The 16,676-nt window shown below is 32.6% G+C and carries 16 protein-coding genes; 3 read left to right on the top strand and 13 right to left on the bottom strand.

The annotated features are described in order from the left end of the window. Positions 1-46 precede the first annotated feature (46 nt). Positions 47-778 carry an iron-sulfur cluster repair di-iron protein gene (gene ric, locus ACJJVO_RS10870; RefSeq protein WP_405573932.1) on the top strand — a complete coding sequence of 244 codons (732 nt, stop codon included), beginning with the start codon at positions 47-49 and terminating at the stop codon, positions 776-778. Positions 779-891: 113 nt separating this feature from the next. Continuing rightward, entirely contained in the window at positions 892-2,088 is a 1,197-nt protein-coding gene (locus ACJJVO_RS10865; protein WP_405573929.1) for a hypothetical protein, read from the top strand. Here ACJJVO_RS10865 and ACJJVO_RS10860 read toward each other — a convergent pair. From ACJJVO_RS10860 to ACJJVO_RS10800, 13 genes are all read right to left on the bottom strand, one after another. Beyond that, positions 2,058-4,058 (bottom strand): TonB-dependent receptor plug domain-containing protein, encoded by a 2,001-nt coding sequence (locus ACJJVO_RS10860; protein ID WP_405573926.1) that lies wholly within the window; start codon positions 4,056-4,058, stop codon positions 2,058-2,060. The genes ACJJVO_RS10865 and ACJJVO_RS10860 overlap by 31 nt on opposite strands. Positions 4,059-4,196: 138 nt before the next feature. Next, positions 4,197-5,039 carry a hypothetical protein gene (locus tag ACJJVO_RS10855; RefSeq protein ID WP_405573924.1) on the bottom strand — a complete coding sequence of 281 codons (843 nt, stop codon included), beginning with the start codon at positions 5,037-5,039 and terminating at the stop codon, positions 4,197-4,199. Between the two features lie 98 nt (positions 5,040-5,137). Then, a complete protein-coding gene (locus tag ACJJVO_RS10850) occupies positions 5,138-5,536 on the bottom strand; it encodes a hypothetical protein (RefSeq protein ID WP_405573921.1) in 399 nt (132 codons plus the stop codon). 44 nt (positions 5,537-5,580) lie between these two features. Further along, the gene (locus ACJJVO_RS10845) at positions 5,581-6,006 is read right to left on the bottom strand and encodes a hypothetical protein (RefSeq protein ID WP_405573919.1); all 426 of its coding nucleotides are present in this window, start codon (positions 6,004-6,006) and stop codon (positions 5,581-5,583) included. Positions 6,007-6,008: 2 nt separating this feature from the next. Continuing rightward, positions 6,009-6,791 (bottom strand): ABC transporter permease, encoded by a 783-nt coding sequence (locus ACJJVO_RS10840; RefSeq protein WP_179374767.1) that lies wholly within the window; start codon positions 6,789-6,791, stop codon positions 6,009-6,011. After that, complete coding sequence (locus ACJJVO_RS10835) at positions 6,784-7,491, bottom strand: ABC transporter ATP-binding protein (RefSeq protein ID WP_405573915.1); 708 nt, start codon at positions 7,489-7,491, stop codon at positions 6,784-6,786. Before ACJJVO_RS10835 ends, ACJJVO_RS10840 begins: the two co-directional genes overlap by 8 nt. Further along, entirely contained in the window at positions 7,485-8,720 is a 1,236-nt protein-coding gene (locus ACJJVO_RS10830) for a nitrous oxide reductase family maturation protein NosD (RefSeq protein ID WP_405573912.1), read from the bottom strand. Before ACJJVO_RS10830 ends, ACJJVO_RS10835 begins: the two co-directional genes overlap by 7 nt. Before the next feature lie 4 nt (positions 8,721-8,724). Beyond that, on the bottom strand, positions 8,725-9,162 hold the full coding sequence (locus ACJJVO_RS10825; protein ID WP_405573909.1) for a nitrous oxide reductase accessory protein NosL: 438 nt from the start codon (positions 9,160-9,162) through the stop codon (positions 8,725-8,727). 26 nt (positions 9,163-9,188) lie between these two features. Continuing rightward, entirely contained in the window at positions 9,189-9,809 is a 621-nt protein-coding gene (locus ACJJVO_RS10820) for a hypothetical protein (protein WP_405573906.1), read from the bottom strand. Between the two features lie 151 nt (positions 9,810-9,960). Then, a complete protein-coding gene (gene nosZ / locus ACJJVO_RS10815) occupies positions 9,961-11,931 on the bottom strand; it encodes a Sec-dependent nitrous-oxide reductase (protein WP_405573903.1) in 1,971 nt (656 codons plus the stop codon). Between the two features lie 28 nt (positions 11,932-11,959). Beyond that, the gene (locus ACJJVO_RS10810; protein ID WP_179339245.1) at positions 11,960-12,532 is read right to left on the bottom strand and encodes a fasciclin domain-containing protein; all 573 of its coding nucleotides are present in this window, start codon (positions 12,530-12,532) and stop codon (positions 11,960-11,962) included. Positions 12,533-12,537: 5 nt separating this feature from the next. Continuing rightward, the gene (locus ACJJVO_RS10805) at positions 12,538-13,017 is read right to left on the bottom strand and encodes a c-type cytochrome (RefSeq protein WP_405573899.1); all 480 of its coding nucleotides are present in this window, start codon (positions 13,015-13,017) and stop codon (positions 12,538-12,540) included. Positions 13,018-13,244: 227 nt separating this feature from the next. Continuing rightward, complete coding sequence (locus ACJJVO_RS10800) at positions 13,245-13,787, bottom strand: alpha-ketoglutarate decarboxylase (RefSeq protein WP_405573898.1); 543 nt, start codon at positions 13,785-13,787, stop codon at positions 13,245-13,247. Between the two features lie 117 nt (positions 13,788-13,904). On the opposite strand from ACJJVO_RS10800, the gene ACJJVO_RS10795 reads away from it, so the two are divergent. After that, positions 13,905-16,664, top strand: a complete 2,760-nt coding sequence (locus tag ACJJVO_RS10795) for a 2-oxoglutarate dehydrogenase E1 component (protein ID WP_405573895.1) — start codon at positions 13,905-13,907, stop codon at positions 16,662-16,664. Positions 16,665-16,676: the final 12 nt, after the last annotated feature.

Here is a 16,676-nt window from a genome sequence, read left to right as displayed (position 1 = left end):
AATTTGAATACAAATAGGATAAATCTATCCGAAATAAAACTATAATATGGAAACACTTCAAGAAAATACACAAAAAGAAATAGGACAGTATGTTGCAGACGATTTTAGAACAGCAGCTATTTTTTCTAAATATAAAATTGATTTTTGTTGCAATGGTAACAGAACAGTAGAAGAGGCTTGCGACAAAAAAGGCATTGATAGCAATATGTTATTAGATGAATTAAACCAAGTTTTAGATGCTAAAGGTGGTGAAAGTATCGATTATAAATCTTGGCCATTAGATTTGTTGGCTGAGTATGTTGAAAAGAAACACCATAGATATGTGGAAGAGAAAATTCCTGTATTGCTTCAGTTTTTAAATAAATTATGTAAAGTGCATGGTGAGCGTCATCCTGAGTTATTTAAAATCAATGAACTATTTACAGCTTCAGCAGGCGAATTAGCAGCGCATCTTAAAAAAGAAGAACTTATTTTATTTCCTTTTATTAAAAACATGGTAAATGCAAAGCTTACCAATAGTGCTATAAAATCACCACAATTCGGGACTGTTGAAAACCCAATTGAAATGATGAAGCACGAACATGATATAGAAGGCGAACGCTTTAGAGAAATTGCAGAATTGACGGATAATTACAATCCACCAGTAGACGCTTGTAATACCTACAAAGTAACGTATGCAATGCTAGAGGAATTTGAAAAAGATTTGCATTTACACATACATTTAGAAAACAATATATTGTTTCCTGAAGCTATAAAATTAGAACAACAATTTGGTTAATAGCAGACCCTAATTAGTTTCTACTTTTGAAAAAAATCCTGAGATGTTTTCCCTAAGCATTCTGGGATTTTCTTCTTTTTAATCCTTAAATTTCTAATTTGTAAATTAAAACGATGCCAAAAAAGTTAGTAGTTATATGTTTAATTAATTTTCTAATTGCTGCGGTAATGGGTTTGGCATTGCGCTTTTCATTTTTAGAATCTATCGGTTTAAATTATAGATTTCTTACCCATGCACATTCTCATGTTGCCATGTTGGGTTGGGTTTATTTAATGTTGTTTACGCTTTTTGTACACTATTTTATTCCAGAGAAACCTAAAATTTTCAATCGATTATTTTGGATAACCGAATTTGCTGTGGTTGGTATGATGCTCAGTTTTCCGTTTCAAGGTTATGCTATTATTTCCATTTCATTTTCTACACTGCATATTTTTTGTAGTTACTATTTTGTTTATCTTATTTTTAAGCATCAAAAAGTAAATTCTTTAGTGAGTAGGAAGCTACTAAAAACGTCACTCATTTTTATGGTGGTTTCTACGATAGGTGTTTGGTGTTTAGGTCCTGCAGTTGCAACACTTGGGCAAGCTTCTGCGTTTTACCAAATTGCGATTCAGTTCTTTCTGCATTTTCAGTTTAATGGATGGTTTTTAATAGCTGTTATTGCTGTATTTTTTCATTTTTTAAAGGTGGAAGACTCTAAACAATTCAGACACTTTTTCACATTATTAATAGTCTCGACGGTATTAACCTTTGCATTACCCATTCAATGGTTTGCGCCACATCAATCGTTACTATTTATTAATGGTTTAGGCATAATGCTTCAAGTGGTAATGCTTTATAAATTTATTCAACTTATAAAACCTAAATTAGAGGTTTTGATGACTAATGCACATAAGCTTATGAGGCCTATGTTCATGTTTGCGCTTGTTTGTTTTGTCTTAAAAGTACTATTCCAATCGCTTTCTATTTTTCCTGCGTTTTCGGAAGTTGTATATGAACATCGCAATTTCGTTATTGGATTTATTCATTTATTAATGCTTGGCGTGATTTCAGGGTTTCTATTTGCTTTTATTTTAAAAAGTGACTTGGTAACCAATTCTAAAAGCTTAACTATTGGTATTTATAGCTTTGTTTTGGGTTTTCTTTTAACCGAAATATTGCTCTTAATTCAAGGAATTATGTTTTTCTATGGAATAGGGATTCTTCCTAATTATTATCTGCTACTGTTTCTGTTTAGTGTTTTTCTGCCTTTAGGAATAGGTTTTATTTTACTCAATATTTATGGAAACACAAAGGACAAATTCACATAAAAATTACGTCCTTGTCTAGGGAAGTTATTCCAATCTGCATAAGTAGAATATTTAGCATCTAATATGTTTTCAATACCATATTTTAATACTGTTTTTCCGAGTTTATTATGGAAAACGTTTCCTAAGTTAAGATTGAGTATCGCATAATCAGCAGTTTCATTTTCACCATACTTACTACTATAATTACTTTGGTTTCCGTTACCATCTAATTGCAATGCAGCATTAAATTTAGGTGTATTGTAATTGAATTCAGCAAAGTAAGAAAATGGTTTTATGAGTGGTAAATTTTCACCATCATTTCCTTTTCCGTAATTGTAACCAACCGTTCCGTTGATTGCAAAACGTTCCGATATTTTATAACTACTATTTACATACGTATTAAAAATTGATGCATGGTCTAATGCGGTATAAACACGCACACCATTTGCACCAATAGTCATTGAGCTTACGTCTGGCGCAATCTCACCGATAATATAATCCATAATATGGAAGTAGGATGATTCTAAACCAATTTCAAAATCGTTGAATTTTTGTTTAAAACTAAGGTTCGCTTCTAATGCTTTTTCATCTTTTAAATTTGGATTGCCGATGTAATCGTAATTATCAAAACTGTTGAATAAGAAAAAGCCATAACCTTCACTAACGGAAGGTGCGCGTTCGCCATAACCTAAACCAACAGATAGATTGTAATTGTCCTTTTTAAGTTGATATGTAGATGCTAAACTCACTAGAAATCTATTGTTTTGTTCGTCTACATTATCATGAAATATCTCTAGACTTTGTACACCAACTTCTTTTGCTATTTTGTTATTGTGATAACCTAATCGTAGAGAAGAAGCAAGGGTTTCATGTGCACTAAAATGAAAGTCATCTTTAATGAAAATACCAGAATATAACGTTCTAATGTCTGGCCAAGTGTACATAAACATATCTGGCTCACTTGGATTATTAGAAAACATGGTCATTTCTGCAAGTGACTTATTATAGAATCCATTAAAGTTGAATGTAAAATGATGTTTATTTTTTACAACATCAGCCTTGCTATAAAAACCATAAGTATCACTCCAACCTGGCATGTCCATTCTTATAGCAACAACAGGTCGCTTTGTATCGTCCATAATATGCGTTATGGTATTAAAATACAATTTGGTTTCTAATGATTTTAAGGCTTTATCTTCAGGTTTGTAATAGTGCGTTAGAGATGCAATTAAAGCTTCAGCTAAAGAAACATCCATTGGTAAAGCAGGATAACCTACATCTGTAGCTTTATCATAAATAACGTTGGCATCTATGCTTTGAGTTTCCGAAAACTTATACCCAGATTTTAATGAGATGTTATACTTTTCGAACTGAGAATACAAGATTTCTTCGTTGTTACCAGCATCATAATTATCAGATTTTCTATAAATACCATCTGCGCTAATAAAGAATTTATTGCCTGTGTATTCTAAATCTAATCCAGTTGCTTTATAGTTGCCGTTGGTTTCATAACCTAGGTCTAATCCAGATTTAAAACCAGAGCCATTAAATTTAGAGGATGGTAATTTTAAATCAATGCCACCACCAATTGAATGTCCGTTTTCTGTGCCTTCTTGACCAGAACCAATGGTAACTTTTTCGAGATTAGAAACATCAACGTAAGAGGTTATTGGGTCCATTTTATCAGTACAAGCACCAAAAATTTGCATACCATCAATAGTAACCACCAAACGCTCACTTGTCATGTTGTTAATGGTTGGTTCCCAAGCGTAATTACCACGTTTTATCATGGTTACTTTATTAGATTTTTCAAGATAGTCATCAATGCTAGACAGTGTTTTTTCTTGTCTGTGATTGCTTAATTTACGTCTTGAAAGTACGAGGACTTCTTCTAATTTTGTAGTGTCTTTTTTAGTCTCTTTATTGTTGTCTTGGGCAAATCCCAAAGAAGACAATAGCAGACATAGAATGACTGTTATTAGCATTTTCATGGCTAAAAATTTTAGTGTTTTAAATGAATTGGCAAAAATGTGTCTTAGAAGTTAGAGGCGAAACTGAAGAATCACAACCACTATTAAAGTTGAGATTCTTCACTTCGTGCCTCATTCTTAATGACAGTAAGGAATAAATTAAAATTCCAGTTCTAAATACAAGCTACTCGCTTCGTTTTCATCGGTAACGTCTTCGCCTTTTAAAACATCATCATTAGCGTTCATTAATTTTAGGTTTAGTTTCCAATAACCAGTCATTGTTAATGATAAATCTGCATAATAGAAATTATCTGCATTATTATAAGTTAAATCTGTATTGTTAGGTGACGTATGATTTCCCATGCCTGGCATACGTGGGTCTAAAGCTATGGTATAGTCTTCTACAACTGGAAACGTCATCATGTTTTCCATTTTAAATAGGCCAACTTTCATTTCGTTTACAGCAATACTTGGGTCTTTTGGTTCAATGAGCGCCAAGATATAATTGGTGTCATCACTTCCCATAAAACTCGCTGTGTTTTGGTTTTCATATTGAAATACAGATATCGTTTCTGTTACCGAATAATCAGTGCCATCAATAGTATAATTTATTGTTAGTGACCAACCAGAAGCATCTGTATTAGTCATTTGGTATATGATAAAACCTTCATAAACGGTATCTTTTCCTAAAGCTTTTGAAATTGTAGATTTAGGACAAGAATGTTCCATTGTTGGCATTTGCATCATTGGCATCCAAGAAAGTGTAGCATCTTCAATATAGCTATCTGTGGTGTTGTCTTTAATTCTAAGACTAACTAAATTATAGCCAGTTTCAAACATACCTTTTTCGTTGTAAAGTTCTATGGTTTGGTTGTTGTTAATAATAGTTTGAATAAGTTCTAGGCCTTCAGTTTCATTAACTATGGCATCATCATCGTTGTCTGTTGAACATGAAAAGAATAGCGCAATAAATGCGATTGGTAATAAATATTTAAGTTTCATTTTAAAGTGTTTAAGTTATTTTTAATTGTAAGTATCCTGTTTGAAGCCGATTTGGTTTCAAAAAACAGAAGTTCGCTCTGAGTAGAGCTTCAAAAAAATTAACTTAAATCTGGTGGTGGTGTATGGATATCATAATACCCAGAAACTGGTTGTTTTATTCTGTAATGTGTGTTATTTTGAAACCTTGCTAATTGAATTAAATTTGAGTTGGTATGGTTTGTAGTTTCATAAATAACATAAACGTCTAAGCGCGTTCTGTCGCTTGATGGTATTGGTGCATCTGAACTTGAATCTGTGTTATGTTGTACTAATTGTTTGGCTAAATGACATTTACCATTACAGCCTTTTTGATTGTTTTTTTGAACACAAAGCGTTTTAGCAATAAAATCTTGGTTCATCATAAAATCGGTTACAATAACCACATTGTTAATATTATTCGCTAATAAAACGAATGTTAAAAACAAGGCAGTGACTCTATATGTAACCTTTAATATCATATTGCTAAATTCGGATAATTTTGTCTTTAATTAGATGATTTTTGTCAGTTAATCTTAAAATATTCGAAATAGGTGGCTGTTAAGTTTTTTAAGTGATTTACTTTTTGCTCTAATTCTGAAGCGTTTTCTACGTCTTTTATATCTGTGATTTCTTCTAGAATAGGGACGAGCACCACATGAAGCTGGTCGTGTGCTTCGCCTTCCATATCGCAACTTTTAATGATGTAACTTGTTTGTTTTGAAAGTATATCGCCTAATACTTTTCCACGTGTTGAAGTATTATTTTTTAAAATAGAATCAATACGTTTCATACCAATATGAGTTTCTTCATTAGCGACCCACTTTTCGTTATTATTAAGTGTTAAACCTTCAAGTTGAATGGCTTGAGGTTCTGTTGTGTTGTTTTTGCAAGAATAACAACTTAACAACATCATTATAATAATGACTGAATTTGATACTATTCGTTTCATAATTAAAAATCTTTTTTCTTTGATTTAAATATGATGCGTAAAACAGGCATAACAATCCAAATGGTGAGCATTACAAAAGATACAATTAAACCGAAACTTGTTCCGAAAAATTGTTTGAAAACCGCACCTGTGTATCCTAATAATGCAGAAATATCCAGTTTTAAAAGGATAAGTGTTCGCGATAAATCTATTGGATTTAGCATAGTGCCAATAAGTGATACTTTATCTAGCGGATAATCTTCAAATAAAATTAAGGTCATTAAAAAGAGTCCATCATAAATAACGGCCAAGAACAACCAAAGTAAGATGGCATAACCAAACCCTTTAATTTTGTTCTCGTTAGACAATGCAATGTTGAACGCTAAAGCGGTAAAAATTAAGGTTAAAAATGTACCGGTAATTAGTAGTAGTGAAAAATCCCAAATAGCACTGCTTTCAAATAAACCATAAAATACAAATGGTATGCCTAATCCTAAAATTAAACTCATAGATAATGATAGTGCAACACCTAAATATTGCCCTAAGAATATAGAAGAACGTTTAATGGGTTGTGCTAATAGTAGCTCAGTAAATTCTTGTGAATTATAATAGTACATCACACCAAAAATGGTGCCTATTAATGGTACTAAAACAATGATGACGTTCATTAAAGTAATGACTGCTTTTGAAAGGTCGTTGTTTAAAAATAATAACACAACACCTAATAATAAATAAAAAGCAAAATACACGTAACTCCAGCGACTACGCATAAGGTCGTAAAAACTATATTTTAATATCTTAAGCATGGTTATCGGTTAATATAGACGCAATCGCATGTTCGAAATCGGGTTGATTGGTCTTGGTTTTTAATTTTTGAATAGAGCCTTTAAAGTAAATTTTACCTTCTAGAATAAATACAATTTCATCTGAAATTTCTTCAACAAAACTCATAATGTGTGAGGTAATAAGCACTGTTTTTCCTTTGGCTTTTTCAGCTTTAATTAAATCTTTTAATCTAATCAGTGAAATTGGGTCTAAACCTGTGGTTGGTTCGTCTAAAATAATTAACGGACTATCAAACATAAAAGTTAAAACGAGATTCACTTTTTGCTTAGTTCCACCTGAGAGGTTACCTAATTTTTTGTCTAAAAAGGGTTCGAGTCTAAAAAGTTCAATTAGACGCTCATCTTCATTGGTTTGTTTGCGTAAATCTTTAATCATTTTGATTAATTCTTTAACACGTAGGTTACTCGGAAAGTTGGCTATTTGTGGTAAATAGTCGATTTTATGTCTGTATTCGGAATTCTTTTTAATGTTTTCGCCAAGTACAGTGATGTTTCCTTTATCTGGAATTACCATACCCAAAACTGATTTTATCAACGTGGTTTTACCTGAGCCATTTGGGCCAAGTACAGCGAAAATTCCGCCTTCGCTTATGTTGAGGTCAACACCACTTAACACTTGGTTTTTACCGAATTTTTTATGTAGATTCTCTATAGTTACCATGTTAGTTTTTTTATTTGTGGGTTGTTGTCTAGTAAATCATCTGGTGTAAAAACAGGTGATACTTTTTCGGAAAAATCGATGATATCTATAAACATACTTCGCAGTAAAATGATGGTTTCTGGCGTACGATTAACGATATAAGAAAAGAGCTTTACAGGTCTGTAGGGAACATCTCCAATGCCATTTTTGTCTAAATCGTAACCTGTATAATTGCTCCAGTAATTTCTATCAAAAATATTGTCGTTAACATTGCTATTGTAAGCAATATCAAAAGAGTTGTATAGAAAATTATTCTCAATAAATTCATTTGTATAACAAGCACCTTTTACTTTAATTGCCCAACCATTATTAGAAAAATTATTATGTTTATAGGTAATTCGGTTAGAGCCTTCTATGTTAATGCCAATGGTGTTGTCTTCAAAAATATTGCCTATAATTTCTGCATCATTAATCTCTTTTAATAGCATTCCGTAGGAAGCTGTTCCCCAATTTTCTTTAAAAAGATTGTTATACATTTTTATGCGTTTAGAAAACATAACCGCTACTCCAGCACCATTGTTTTCAAACGTATTATCTTGATAAATATCATCATTAGAAAACATAAAATGTAAGCCGTAACGCACATTTAGCGTACTAATATTGTTTTTAATTAGGCAGTCGTCAGAGAACTCTAAATAAATTCCATCTCTAACATGTTCTACATAATTATGTTCAATTTCTACATTTTTACTGTACCATAATTGTATGCCATTACCAGAATTATATTCTTCTACAGCATCTCCAATTATTTTGTTATGATATACTTTTCCATCTCTTGATTTTTCGATATAAATACCAAAGAATAATTTTTCTAAGACTAAATTTTGAATAACAAAATTCTTGCTATTTTTAACTCTAATTGCGGCATAATCTTCAGTGTAACTTGTGCCAACGTTTATGATAAATAAGCCATCTACGGTAACATTATCTGCTTTTATGGTAATAATCTCACCTTTTTTTTCACCATCAATGACAGGGTAATTTTCACCAATAATTGTTAGCGGTTTGTCCACTAAAATAGCATGTTCTTTGTAAGTGCCTTTTTTAACTATTATGGTATCAAAATCTTTTGATTGTATTATAGCCTCTTTTAAAGTTGAAACAGGACAAGTGTTACAAACCTCAATAGTTTGGGCAATAGTTGTGTTAGCTATAAAAATAGCTATAAAAAAAACTGTTATACTTTTCATGTTACTAGGCTTTTAAGTGTGCTAGTAATTCTGGCCAAGAGTATAGTTTTCCGCCTTTTTCTGTTTGTACTTTTTCTGCTTCAGATTTATTTTCAAAAGCTGTTAAAAATGCTCCCATTGGACTCGGAAGATTTTTACTTATTAAATATGTCGCTTTAGTAGCGTCCGTAAAAGCTTCGGGTTTAGAGAAATAGTTAGTGAGGTATAATTCTATTTCTGACGTGTCAAATTCATCAAAATAATTAACCATACATTCTGTGGCATCAAATTTATAAACTTTGCCTTTTTTGGTAATAAATTCGGTAGCATGTACTTTATCTACAATGGTCATTTTACAAAAGTGACAACCATCGCTTCCATATTCTATGGGTTTTGGTGATACATTACAATTTGAAAAAATTAGAAGTAATATAAGAGCTGAATAGTGTTTTAGTGTTTTCATTTTTTTAGTGTTTTGAAAATGGAAAATTAGGATGTTGTTTTCTTCAAACTCATTTTTCGGCCTAGCCAAAAAGCAACAAGTGTTAAAGACATACCTATAAACATTAAGTAACCTCCTGTATGTGGTAAAGAAGTAACATCAAAATTTAATAGTTTTTTAAACCCAATTAATGGTGGTTTGTATGACATTGGTGTACCATCTGGATTAGTTACTTTTATGATGGCGTGTGGGTCTAAATTGCCACCGTAATCTGCTAACCAATTATTAAAATCGTACATGCCTAAAATGCCTAAAACAGACATTAAAACAAACCAACCTAAGAAATATTTATAACTTACTTTGTTAAGATATCCCAATAAGCCAATAATTACACCTAATAAAGCCATACCTAATATTACTTTAGGAAATACTGAGAATTCCCACATTTCTTCCGCTTTTGGAATGGTTTTCATTCCAATGTAATGATTTAAACCGTCAATGTTTTGTAAATCAAATTCAGATACACCTTTTATACCATCAATATGAATGTTCATTCCTAAAGGGTCAGGATATTGAGGTGCTCCAAGCATAATGTTCCATAAAGGGAATTTAAAAAGTCCTAATAACAGTAATGAACCAATTATCATTATAATGCTAGCCTTTTTCATGATGTGTAATATTTAATATTCTTTTCAGTGAGGTTTCTGCGTAAACAGAATAAAGTGTTTTAAAAAAGAAAGGCGAGAGCGAAAACTCAACTCTCGCCTTAATTAGAGAAATAAACACTAAAACAAAATTTCTCTAATTCTTCAAATTAATTTACTCAATATCTTCTCCTAGAGACCATTTAATTGGTACATCTGAATCTGCAGCAGAAACTCTGATATAACCTTGCATCTCTTGGTGCAATGCAGAGCAGAAATCTGTACAATAGAATGGCCAAACACCAACTTGTTTAGGTTCCCAAACAGATGATTTTGTTTGTCCTGGCATTATCAATAATTCTGAATTGTTTTGACCAAGTACAGCAAATCCATGAGGTACATCAAAATCTTGCTCTAAATTAGTAACGTGGAAATACACTTTGTCTCCTACTTTAACTCCTTCAATATTATCTGGTGAGAAGTGACTTCTAATAGTTGTCATATAAATATGTACTTCATTTCCGTCTCTTACCACTTTAGTATCAGCATCAGATTTTGCAGCATATGGATGCTTGTTATCTGCTAACTTATAGATTTTTTGAGATTGCTCTTTAATAAGACTTGCTTCCATTGCAGCAGCGTAATGAGGTTCTCCATGTGTAGGGAAATCTAAAAGTAATTCCATTTTATCTCCAGAGATATCATACAATTGTGCACTATGTTCCATTTCTGGACCTGTTGGTAAATAACGGTCTTTTGTTATTTTATTCATTGCAAACATGTATTTACCTTGTGGTTTTCTAGAGTTTCCTCCAGGAATTGTTAAGTGACCAACAGAGTAATATGTAGGTTTTCTATCGATAACTTCCCATGTTCCTATTTTCCATTTTACAACTTCAGAAGAAATAAAGAAGGTCGTATAAGCATTTCCTTGGCCATCAAATTCAGTATGTAAAGGTCCTAATCCTGGTTGCTCTACAACACCTGCTAAAACATCTTCGAAGTTTAAAATTGGAATGCCGTAAGCTTCACCTGCAAATTTCTCTTTTTCAATAGCATCTAACATTTTTGTAAATGAATGCACTGTTAAGTTTGCAGAAAGTTTTCCATTACCTACAATGTATTCTCCAGAAGGATCTACATCACAACCATGCGGTGATTTTGGTGTTGGAATAAAATAAACAGCTCCAGGAACATCAATAGGGTTAACAACACGTACTTCTTTTTTCATAGTAGAAGTTGCTGTATGAGTATGCTCATCATAAAGATTGTGCGCGTAATTAGCTGGCATCATTTTTCCACCACCATTATTAACGTACTCTTCAATTTTTTTCCAGTTTACAGCTGCTATAAAATCTTTATCATTTTGTGAAGCGTTAACTTCTAATAATGTACTAGCTTCTTCAGTATTATATGTTGTAAAGAAGAACCAACCGTGAGATTTTCCACGTCCTGGATGTGATAAATCGTAGTTAAAACCTGGCATTAATACCTGGAATTTAATATCCATGTTACCAGTTTCTGGTGCTACACTAATAAAAGATAAGGCACCTTGAAAGTTTCCTTTGTAATCTTTAATTGGCATATCACGTTGCGGAATTGGCACTGAAAATCGTGTTCCTGCAACTACATATTCTGTGTTTTCTGTTACAAATGAAGAACTGTGGTTACCAGCACTATTTGGAACTTCAATAATTTCTTCAGTTTCAAATGTGGTAAGACTAATTCTTGCTATACGAGGTGTGTTGTTTTCATTTATAAAAACCCAACGACCATCTAACTCTCCTTTTGATTGAGAAATATCTGGATGGTGAGAATCTCCCCAAGGTACAAATCCGTGAGACGTGTTTAACATTGGTTTTGTTTCTTCAGAATAACCATAACCAGACGTTGCAAATTGAGAGAAAACAGGGATTTCTTTAAACATTCTACCAGATGGTAATCCGTAAACAGTAATGTTACCACTATATCCGCCAGAAATGAATGCGTAATGAGAATCGTATTCTCCTGGTGCTACATATACTTTTTCTGCAATATTGTTAGACAACGCTCCAGATTTACCGCCAGATTGGTTGCCATTATTACAACCTGTAAATCCTAAAAGGATAACGAGCATTGCAATACTTGATGTTAATATATTTTTCATTTTGTTTAAATATTTAGTTAGTTATTAATTATTCAGTTGGTGGCAATAAAACTTTGTCTATAACATGGACAATTCCGTTACCAGCTTTTATGCTAGCCAATATTTTAGCTCCTCCAATCATTGGTTCTCCATCTACTACTTCTACTTTTACATAGCCATTATTAGCTTGACCTAGTTTTTTAAATTTCTTTAAAAAGTCTTTAGAATAGTTGCCAGGAGTCACATGATACTTTAGGATATTAGCTAAAGCATCTTTGTTTTCTGGTTTTAGTAAATTTTCTACTGTTCCTTCAGGTAAGGCTGCAAAGGCTTCATTTGTTGGTGCAAAAACCATTAAAGGCCCTGCGTTTACCAAAGCATTTTCTAATTGAGCTGCCTGTACTGCGGCAACTAAAGTAGTGTGGTCTTTAGAGCCAATAGCAATACTTAAAACAGTTGTACTGCCGTCATCTTCAATAAAGGCTTGGCCAGTTCGTTCTGTAGATTCTGTTTCTGTTTTTAATTCTGATGATGTGGTTGAATCATCTTTGTTCGCGTCCTTGCATGAGCTAAAAAGGGTAGCCACTGCAAGGACAATAAACAAGTGTTTGGTTAGTTTCATATATTTTATTTTAAGGTTCTAAAATATTCTAATACGGCTCTAGCTTCTTCTTCCGTTAGGTGTTGGTTTGCCATAGGTGCTCCATTAAATTCTAACAATAAATCTTTAGCTAATGGATCCTCTTTAACCATTTGTTCTGGATTAAGAATCATATTCATTACCCATTCTGGAGTTCTTCTTTTTAAAATTCCTGTTGGTGCAGGGCCAATAAATTTTTTGTCTGCCTTATGGCAAGCAGTACACATTTTTGCATACACTTCTTTACCATGTGCGGCCATGTCTTGGTTAACCTCTGTTTCTAATGTTACAGATTTAATTGGGCCAACTCCTTTGTTAGAGAGTTCTATACGTTCTGAAGCTGCCTCTTTTTTTACAGGTGCTTTTTTACCATAACCTGTTTCTGCTTCTTTCTTTCTGTCACCACCTCCGCAACTAAAAAGAGTTGCAATAGCGATCATTGTTAAAATTTTTAGTGATTTCTTCATTGTTTTAGATTTAATTTTAAGCAAATTTAGATAGGTCACTATAAAAATTATATGATATTTGTCATGTATTAGGATAAATTTGTCCTATTTAAGATTTAAGCGTGCTTTTTTATTACAAAGAGTCTCATAAGAATAAAACCCACAAGTGTAATTGTGGGTTTTGTGCAAAGGAAGTTTGTATTCGATTATAATTATGCTTTCAGAAGTATGATTTGAATCGGCTTTTATTAAAATCTAAACCTCACAAAAGGCATCCATGCTTCAGAATAAATACTTTTGTCTTTGTCGTAAAGCATATCATACCTAATTCCAATGGTTACATTACTACTAGTGTAACCAGCACCTATAAAAAGAGCTGGATACCAATAATTATCATCTGCATTGGTTACGTATTTTTCGTCAAAATTTCGACTAACATGTAATTGTTCAAACTCTGTAGAAACTTGTATTTCTCTTATAGGATTAAATAACCCAATAATACTACCTCCGAGTACAGTAGACTTAAACACTTTTTTTTGAGAACTATAAGAAAAATTTAGCCCAATACCTGTAGCTATATAAGGACTAAAACGGTATAGTGCATTTGGCGTTATGGAACTACTAAAATAACCATCACCAAAATTTAAGCCTAATCCTCCTCCAAATTCAACTTGGCTCCAAAAATTATTAATTTTAGATGTTGGTTCTTGTGCAAAAGAACTGATCGTAGAAATGAAAACTATGGCAGTAGTAAGTAAGGTTTTTTTTAAGAAAATATAATTGTTATTCATATTGATAGTATTTGTTTTTTGCTATATGTTATAAATATAATAAAACCTTATCTATATTTAGTAAAAGTTGTATTTTTGAATAAATTATGTTGAAACGAAAACGTCTCAAAAAGTATAATGGATAAATATTCTTTTCTTAACGCGGCACATACGGCATATTTTGCTGATTTATATGACCAATACCTCAAAAATCCCGATTCTGTAGAGCCTAGCTGGCGTGCCTTTTTTCAAGGTTATGATTTTGGATCCGAAAATTACGGTTTAGAAGGTGAAATTATTGAAGGTGTTTCTACGCAAATGCCAGAACAACTTCAAAAAGAGTTTCAACTTATAAAGCTTATAGATGGCTATAGAAGTCGTGGACATTTGTTTACTAAAACAAATCCAGTAAGAGCAAGACGTAAATATGCACCAACACTTGAAATTGAAAACTTCGGACTATCAAAATCCGATTTACAGACAGTGTTCTCTGCAGGTGAAGTTCTTGGCTTAGGCACATCATCTACACTACAAACAATAATTGATCATTTAGAGACAGTATATTGTGAATCTATTGGTGTAGAGTATATGTACATCAGAAAACCAGAAGAAATTGCATGGATTCAGAATAAGCTGAATGTAAATGATAATCATCCAAAATTTTCTGTAGAGGAGAAAAAACATATTCTAAGAAAGTTAAATGAAGCAGTGTCATTTGAGAATTTCTTGCATACCAAATATGTAGGGCAAAAACGTTTTTCTTTAGAAGGTGGTGAAGCTTTAATTCCAGCTTTAGACGCTTTAATTGAGCAAGCATCTGAATATGATGTGAAAGAATTTGTAATGGGAATGGCGCATCGTGGTCGTCTTAGTACATTAACTAATATCTTTGGAAAATCTGCAAAAGATATCTTTAGCGAATTTGACGGCAAAGATTACGAGCAAGAGGTTTTTGATGGTGACGTAAAATACCATTTGGGATGGACGAGCGATCGTGTTACAGATAATGGAAAACACATAAATATTAACATTGCACCAAACCCTTCGCATTTAGAAACAGTTGGTGCCGTTGTAGAAGGTATTGCTAGAGCTAAACAAGATGATAAATACCCAGATAATCCATCGCAAGTATTACCTATAATTGTTCACGGTGACGCAGCAATTGCAGGACAAGGTTTAGTTTATGAGTTAGTGCAAATGGCACAGTTAGATGGTTATAAAACTAATGGTACAATACATATTGTAGTAAATAATCAAATTGGTTTTACAACCAATTATTTAGACGCTAGGTCAAGTACTTATTGTACTGATGTTGGTAAAGTAACACTTTCGCCAGTATTGCATGTTAATTCAGACGATGTTGAAGCTGTGGTGCATGCTACATTATTTGCGTTACATTTTAGAATGAAATTTAAACGCGATGTCTTTCTTGATATGCTAGGTTATAGAAAATATGGACATAATGAAGGAGATGAGCCTAAGTTTACGCAACCATTATTATATAAAGCGATAGCAAAACATAAAAATCCAAGAGATATTTATGCAGAAAGATTATTAGCAGAAGGAGTTATTAATAATGACTTTGTTGCTAAAATTGAAAAAGAATATAAGGATAAGTTAGAAGAAAAACTTGAAGATTCTCGTAAGGTAAAGAAAACGGAAATCACACCATTTATGCAAAATGAATGGATAGATTTTGTTTCGGTACAAGAAGATAAAATGATGAAGTCTGTAGATACAACGTATTCTAAAGAAGGACTTCGGAAAATTACAGAAGTAATATCAAATTTACCAGAAGACAAAAAATTTATAAGAAAAATTCAACGTTTAATTGAATCTAGACAAACGATGTTTGATGAAGATCGATTAGATTGGGCCATGGCAGAGCATTTGGCATATGGATCTCTTTTGTTAGAAGGTAATGATGTTAGAATTTCTGGACAAGATGTAGAAAGAGGTACATTTTCTCATCGACATGCTGTTGTAAAAGTAGAGGATAGTGAAGAGGAAATTATTCTTCATAATAAGTTAAATGACCAACAAGGAAAATTCTTTATTTATAATTCCTTGTTATCTGAATATGGAGTAGTTGGTTTTGATTATGGTTATGCTATGGCTAGCCCAAAAACTTTAACTATTTGGGAAGCACAATTTGGTGACTTTAGTAACGGAGCACAGATAATGTTAGATCAATACATTTCTGCTGCTGAAGATAAATGGAAGCTTCAAAACGGTTTGGTAATGTTGTTGCCACATGGTTATGAAGGTCAAGGAGCAGAACACTCATCTGCCAGAATGGAACGTTATTTACAGTTGTGTGCAAAGGATAATATGTTTGTTGCAGATTGTACAACGCCTGCTAATATGTTTCATTTATTAAGACGACAAATGAAAGCAGATTACAGAAAGCCTTTAATTGTATTTACACCAAAAAGTTTACTGCGTCATCCAAAAGTAGTTTCAACCGTAGAAGAATTTGCTAATGGAAGTTTCCAAATGTTAATTGATGATGCTAATGCTAAAGCAGATAAGATAAAAACATTAGTTTTTGTTACAGGTAAGTTTTATTATGATTTGCTAGAGGAGCAAGAAAATCTAGAAAGAGATGATGTTGCTTTAGTTAGAATAGAACAATTATTTCCATTGCCTGCGGATGATATGAGAGCAGTGATGAAGAAATATAGAAATGCAGAAGATGTTGTTTGGGCTCAAGAAGAACCAAGGAATATGGGAGCATATAGTCATTTATTAATGCATTTTGATGAGGCTAGGCAATTTAGGTCAGCAAGTAGAAGGCCTTATGGTGCACCAGCAGCAGGAAGTTCAGTGCGTTCTAAAAAACGTCATAAAGAAGTAATAGATTACGTTTTTGATAAAACCAAAAACAATCAGAGATAAAGAGAATTAACA

Origin of the sequence: Winogradskyella sp. Asnod2-B02-A (genome assembly GCF_045063645.1) — a bacterium.
Taxonomy (GTDB): Bacteria; Bacteroidota; Bacteroidia; order Flavobacteriales; family Flavobacteriaceae; genus Winogradskyella.
Note: the sequence above shows the minus strand (reverse complement) of the source record. Positions and strands in the feature narration are given on the sequence as shown.

Bases quoted from the DNA above. Each gene is read 5' to 3' on its own strand.
- ric (WP_405573932.1), top strand. From the start codon at position 47: ATGGAAACACTTCAAGAAAATACACAAAAAGAAATAGGACAGTATGTT.
- ACJJVO_RS10865 (WP_405573929.1), top strand. From the start codon at position 892: ATGCCAAAAAAGTTAGTAGTTATATGTTTAATTAATTTTCTAATTGCT.
- ACJJVO_RS10860 (WP_405573926.1), bottom strand. From the start codon at position 4,058: ATGAAAATGCTAATAACAGTCATTCTATGTCTGCTATTGTCTTCTTTG.
- ACJJVO_RS10855 (WP_405573924.1), bottom strand. From the start codon at position 5,039: ATGAAACTTAAATATTTATTACCAATCGCATTTATTGCGCTATTCTTT.
- ACJJVO_RS10850 (WP_405573921.1), bottom strand. From the start codon at position 5,536: ATGATATTAAAGGTTACATATAGAGTCACTGCCTTGTTTTTAACATTC.
- ACJJVO_RS10845 (WP_405573919.1), bottom strand. From the start codon at position 6,006: ATGAAACGAATAGTATCAAATTCAGTCATTATTATAATGATGTTGTTA.
- ACJJVO_RS10840 (WP_179374767.1), bottom strand. From the start codon at position 6,791: ATGCTTAAGATATTAAAATATAGTTTTTACGACCTTATGCGTAGTCGC.
- ACJJVO_RS10835 (WP_405573915.1), bottom strand. From the start codon at position 7,491: ATGGTAACTATAGAGAATCTACATAAAAAATTCGGTAAAAACCAAGTG.
- ACJJVO_RS10830 (WP_405573912.1), bottom strand. From the start codon at position 8,720: ATGAAAAGTATAACAGTTTTTTTTATAGCTATTTTTATAGCTAACACA.
- ACJJVO_RS10825 (WP_405573909.1), bottom strand. From the start codon at position 9,162: ATGAAAACACTAAAACACTATTCAGCTCTTATATTACTTCTAATTTTT.
- ACJJVO_RS10820 (WP_405573906.1), bottom strand. From the start codon at position 9,809: ATGAAAAAGGCTAGCATTATAATGATAATTGGTTCATTACTGTTATTA.
- nosZ (WP_405573903.1), bottom strand. From the start codon at position 11,931: ATGAAAAATATATTAACATCAAGTATTGCAATGCTCGTTATCCTTTTA.
- ACJJVO_RS10810 (WP_179339245.1), bottom strand. From the start codon at position 12,532: ATGAAACTAACCAAACACTTGTTTATTGTCCTTGCAGTGGCTACCCTT.
- ACJJVO_RS10805 (WP_405573899.1), bottom strand. From the start codon at position 13,017: ATGAAGAAATCACTAAAAATTTTAACAATGATCGCTATTGCAACTCTT.
- ACJJVO_RS10800 (WP_405573898.1), bottom strand. From the start codon at position 13,787: ATGAATAACAATTATATTTTCTTAAAAAAAACCTTACTTACTACTGCC.
- ACJJVO_RS10795 (WP_405573895.1), top strand. From the start codon at position 13,905: ATGGATAAATATTCTTTTCTTAACGCGGCACATACGGCATATTTTGCT.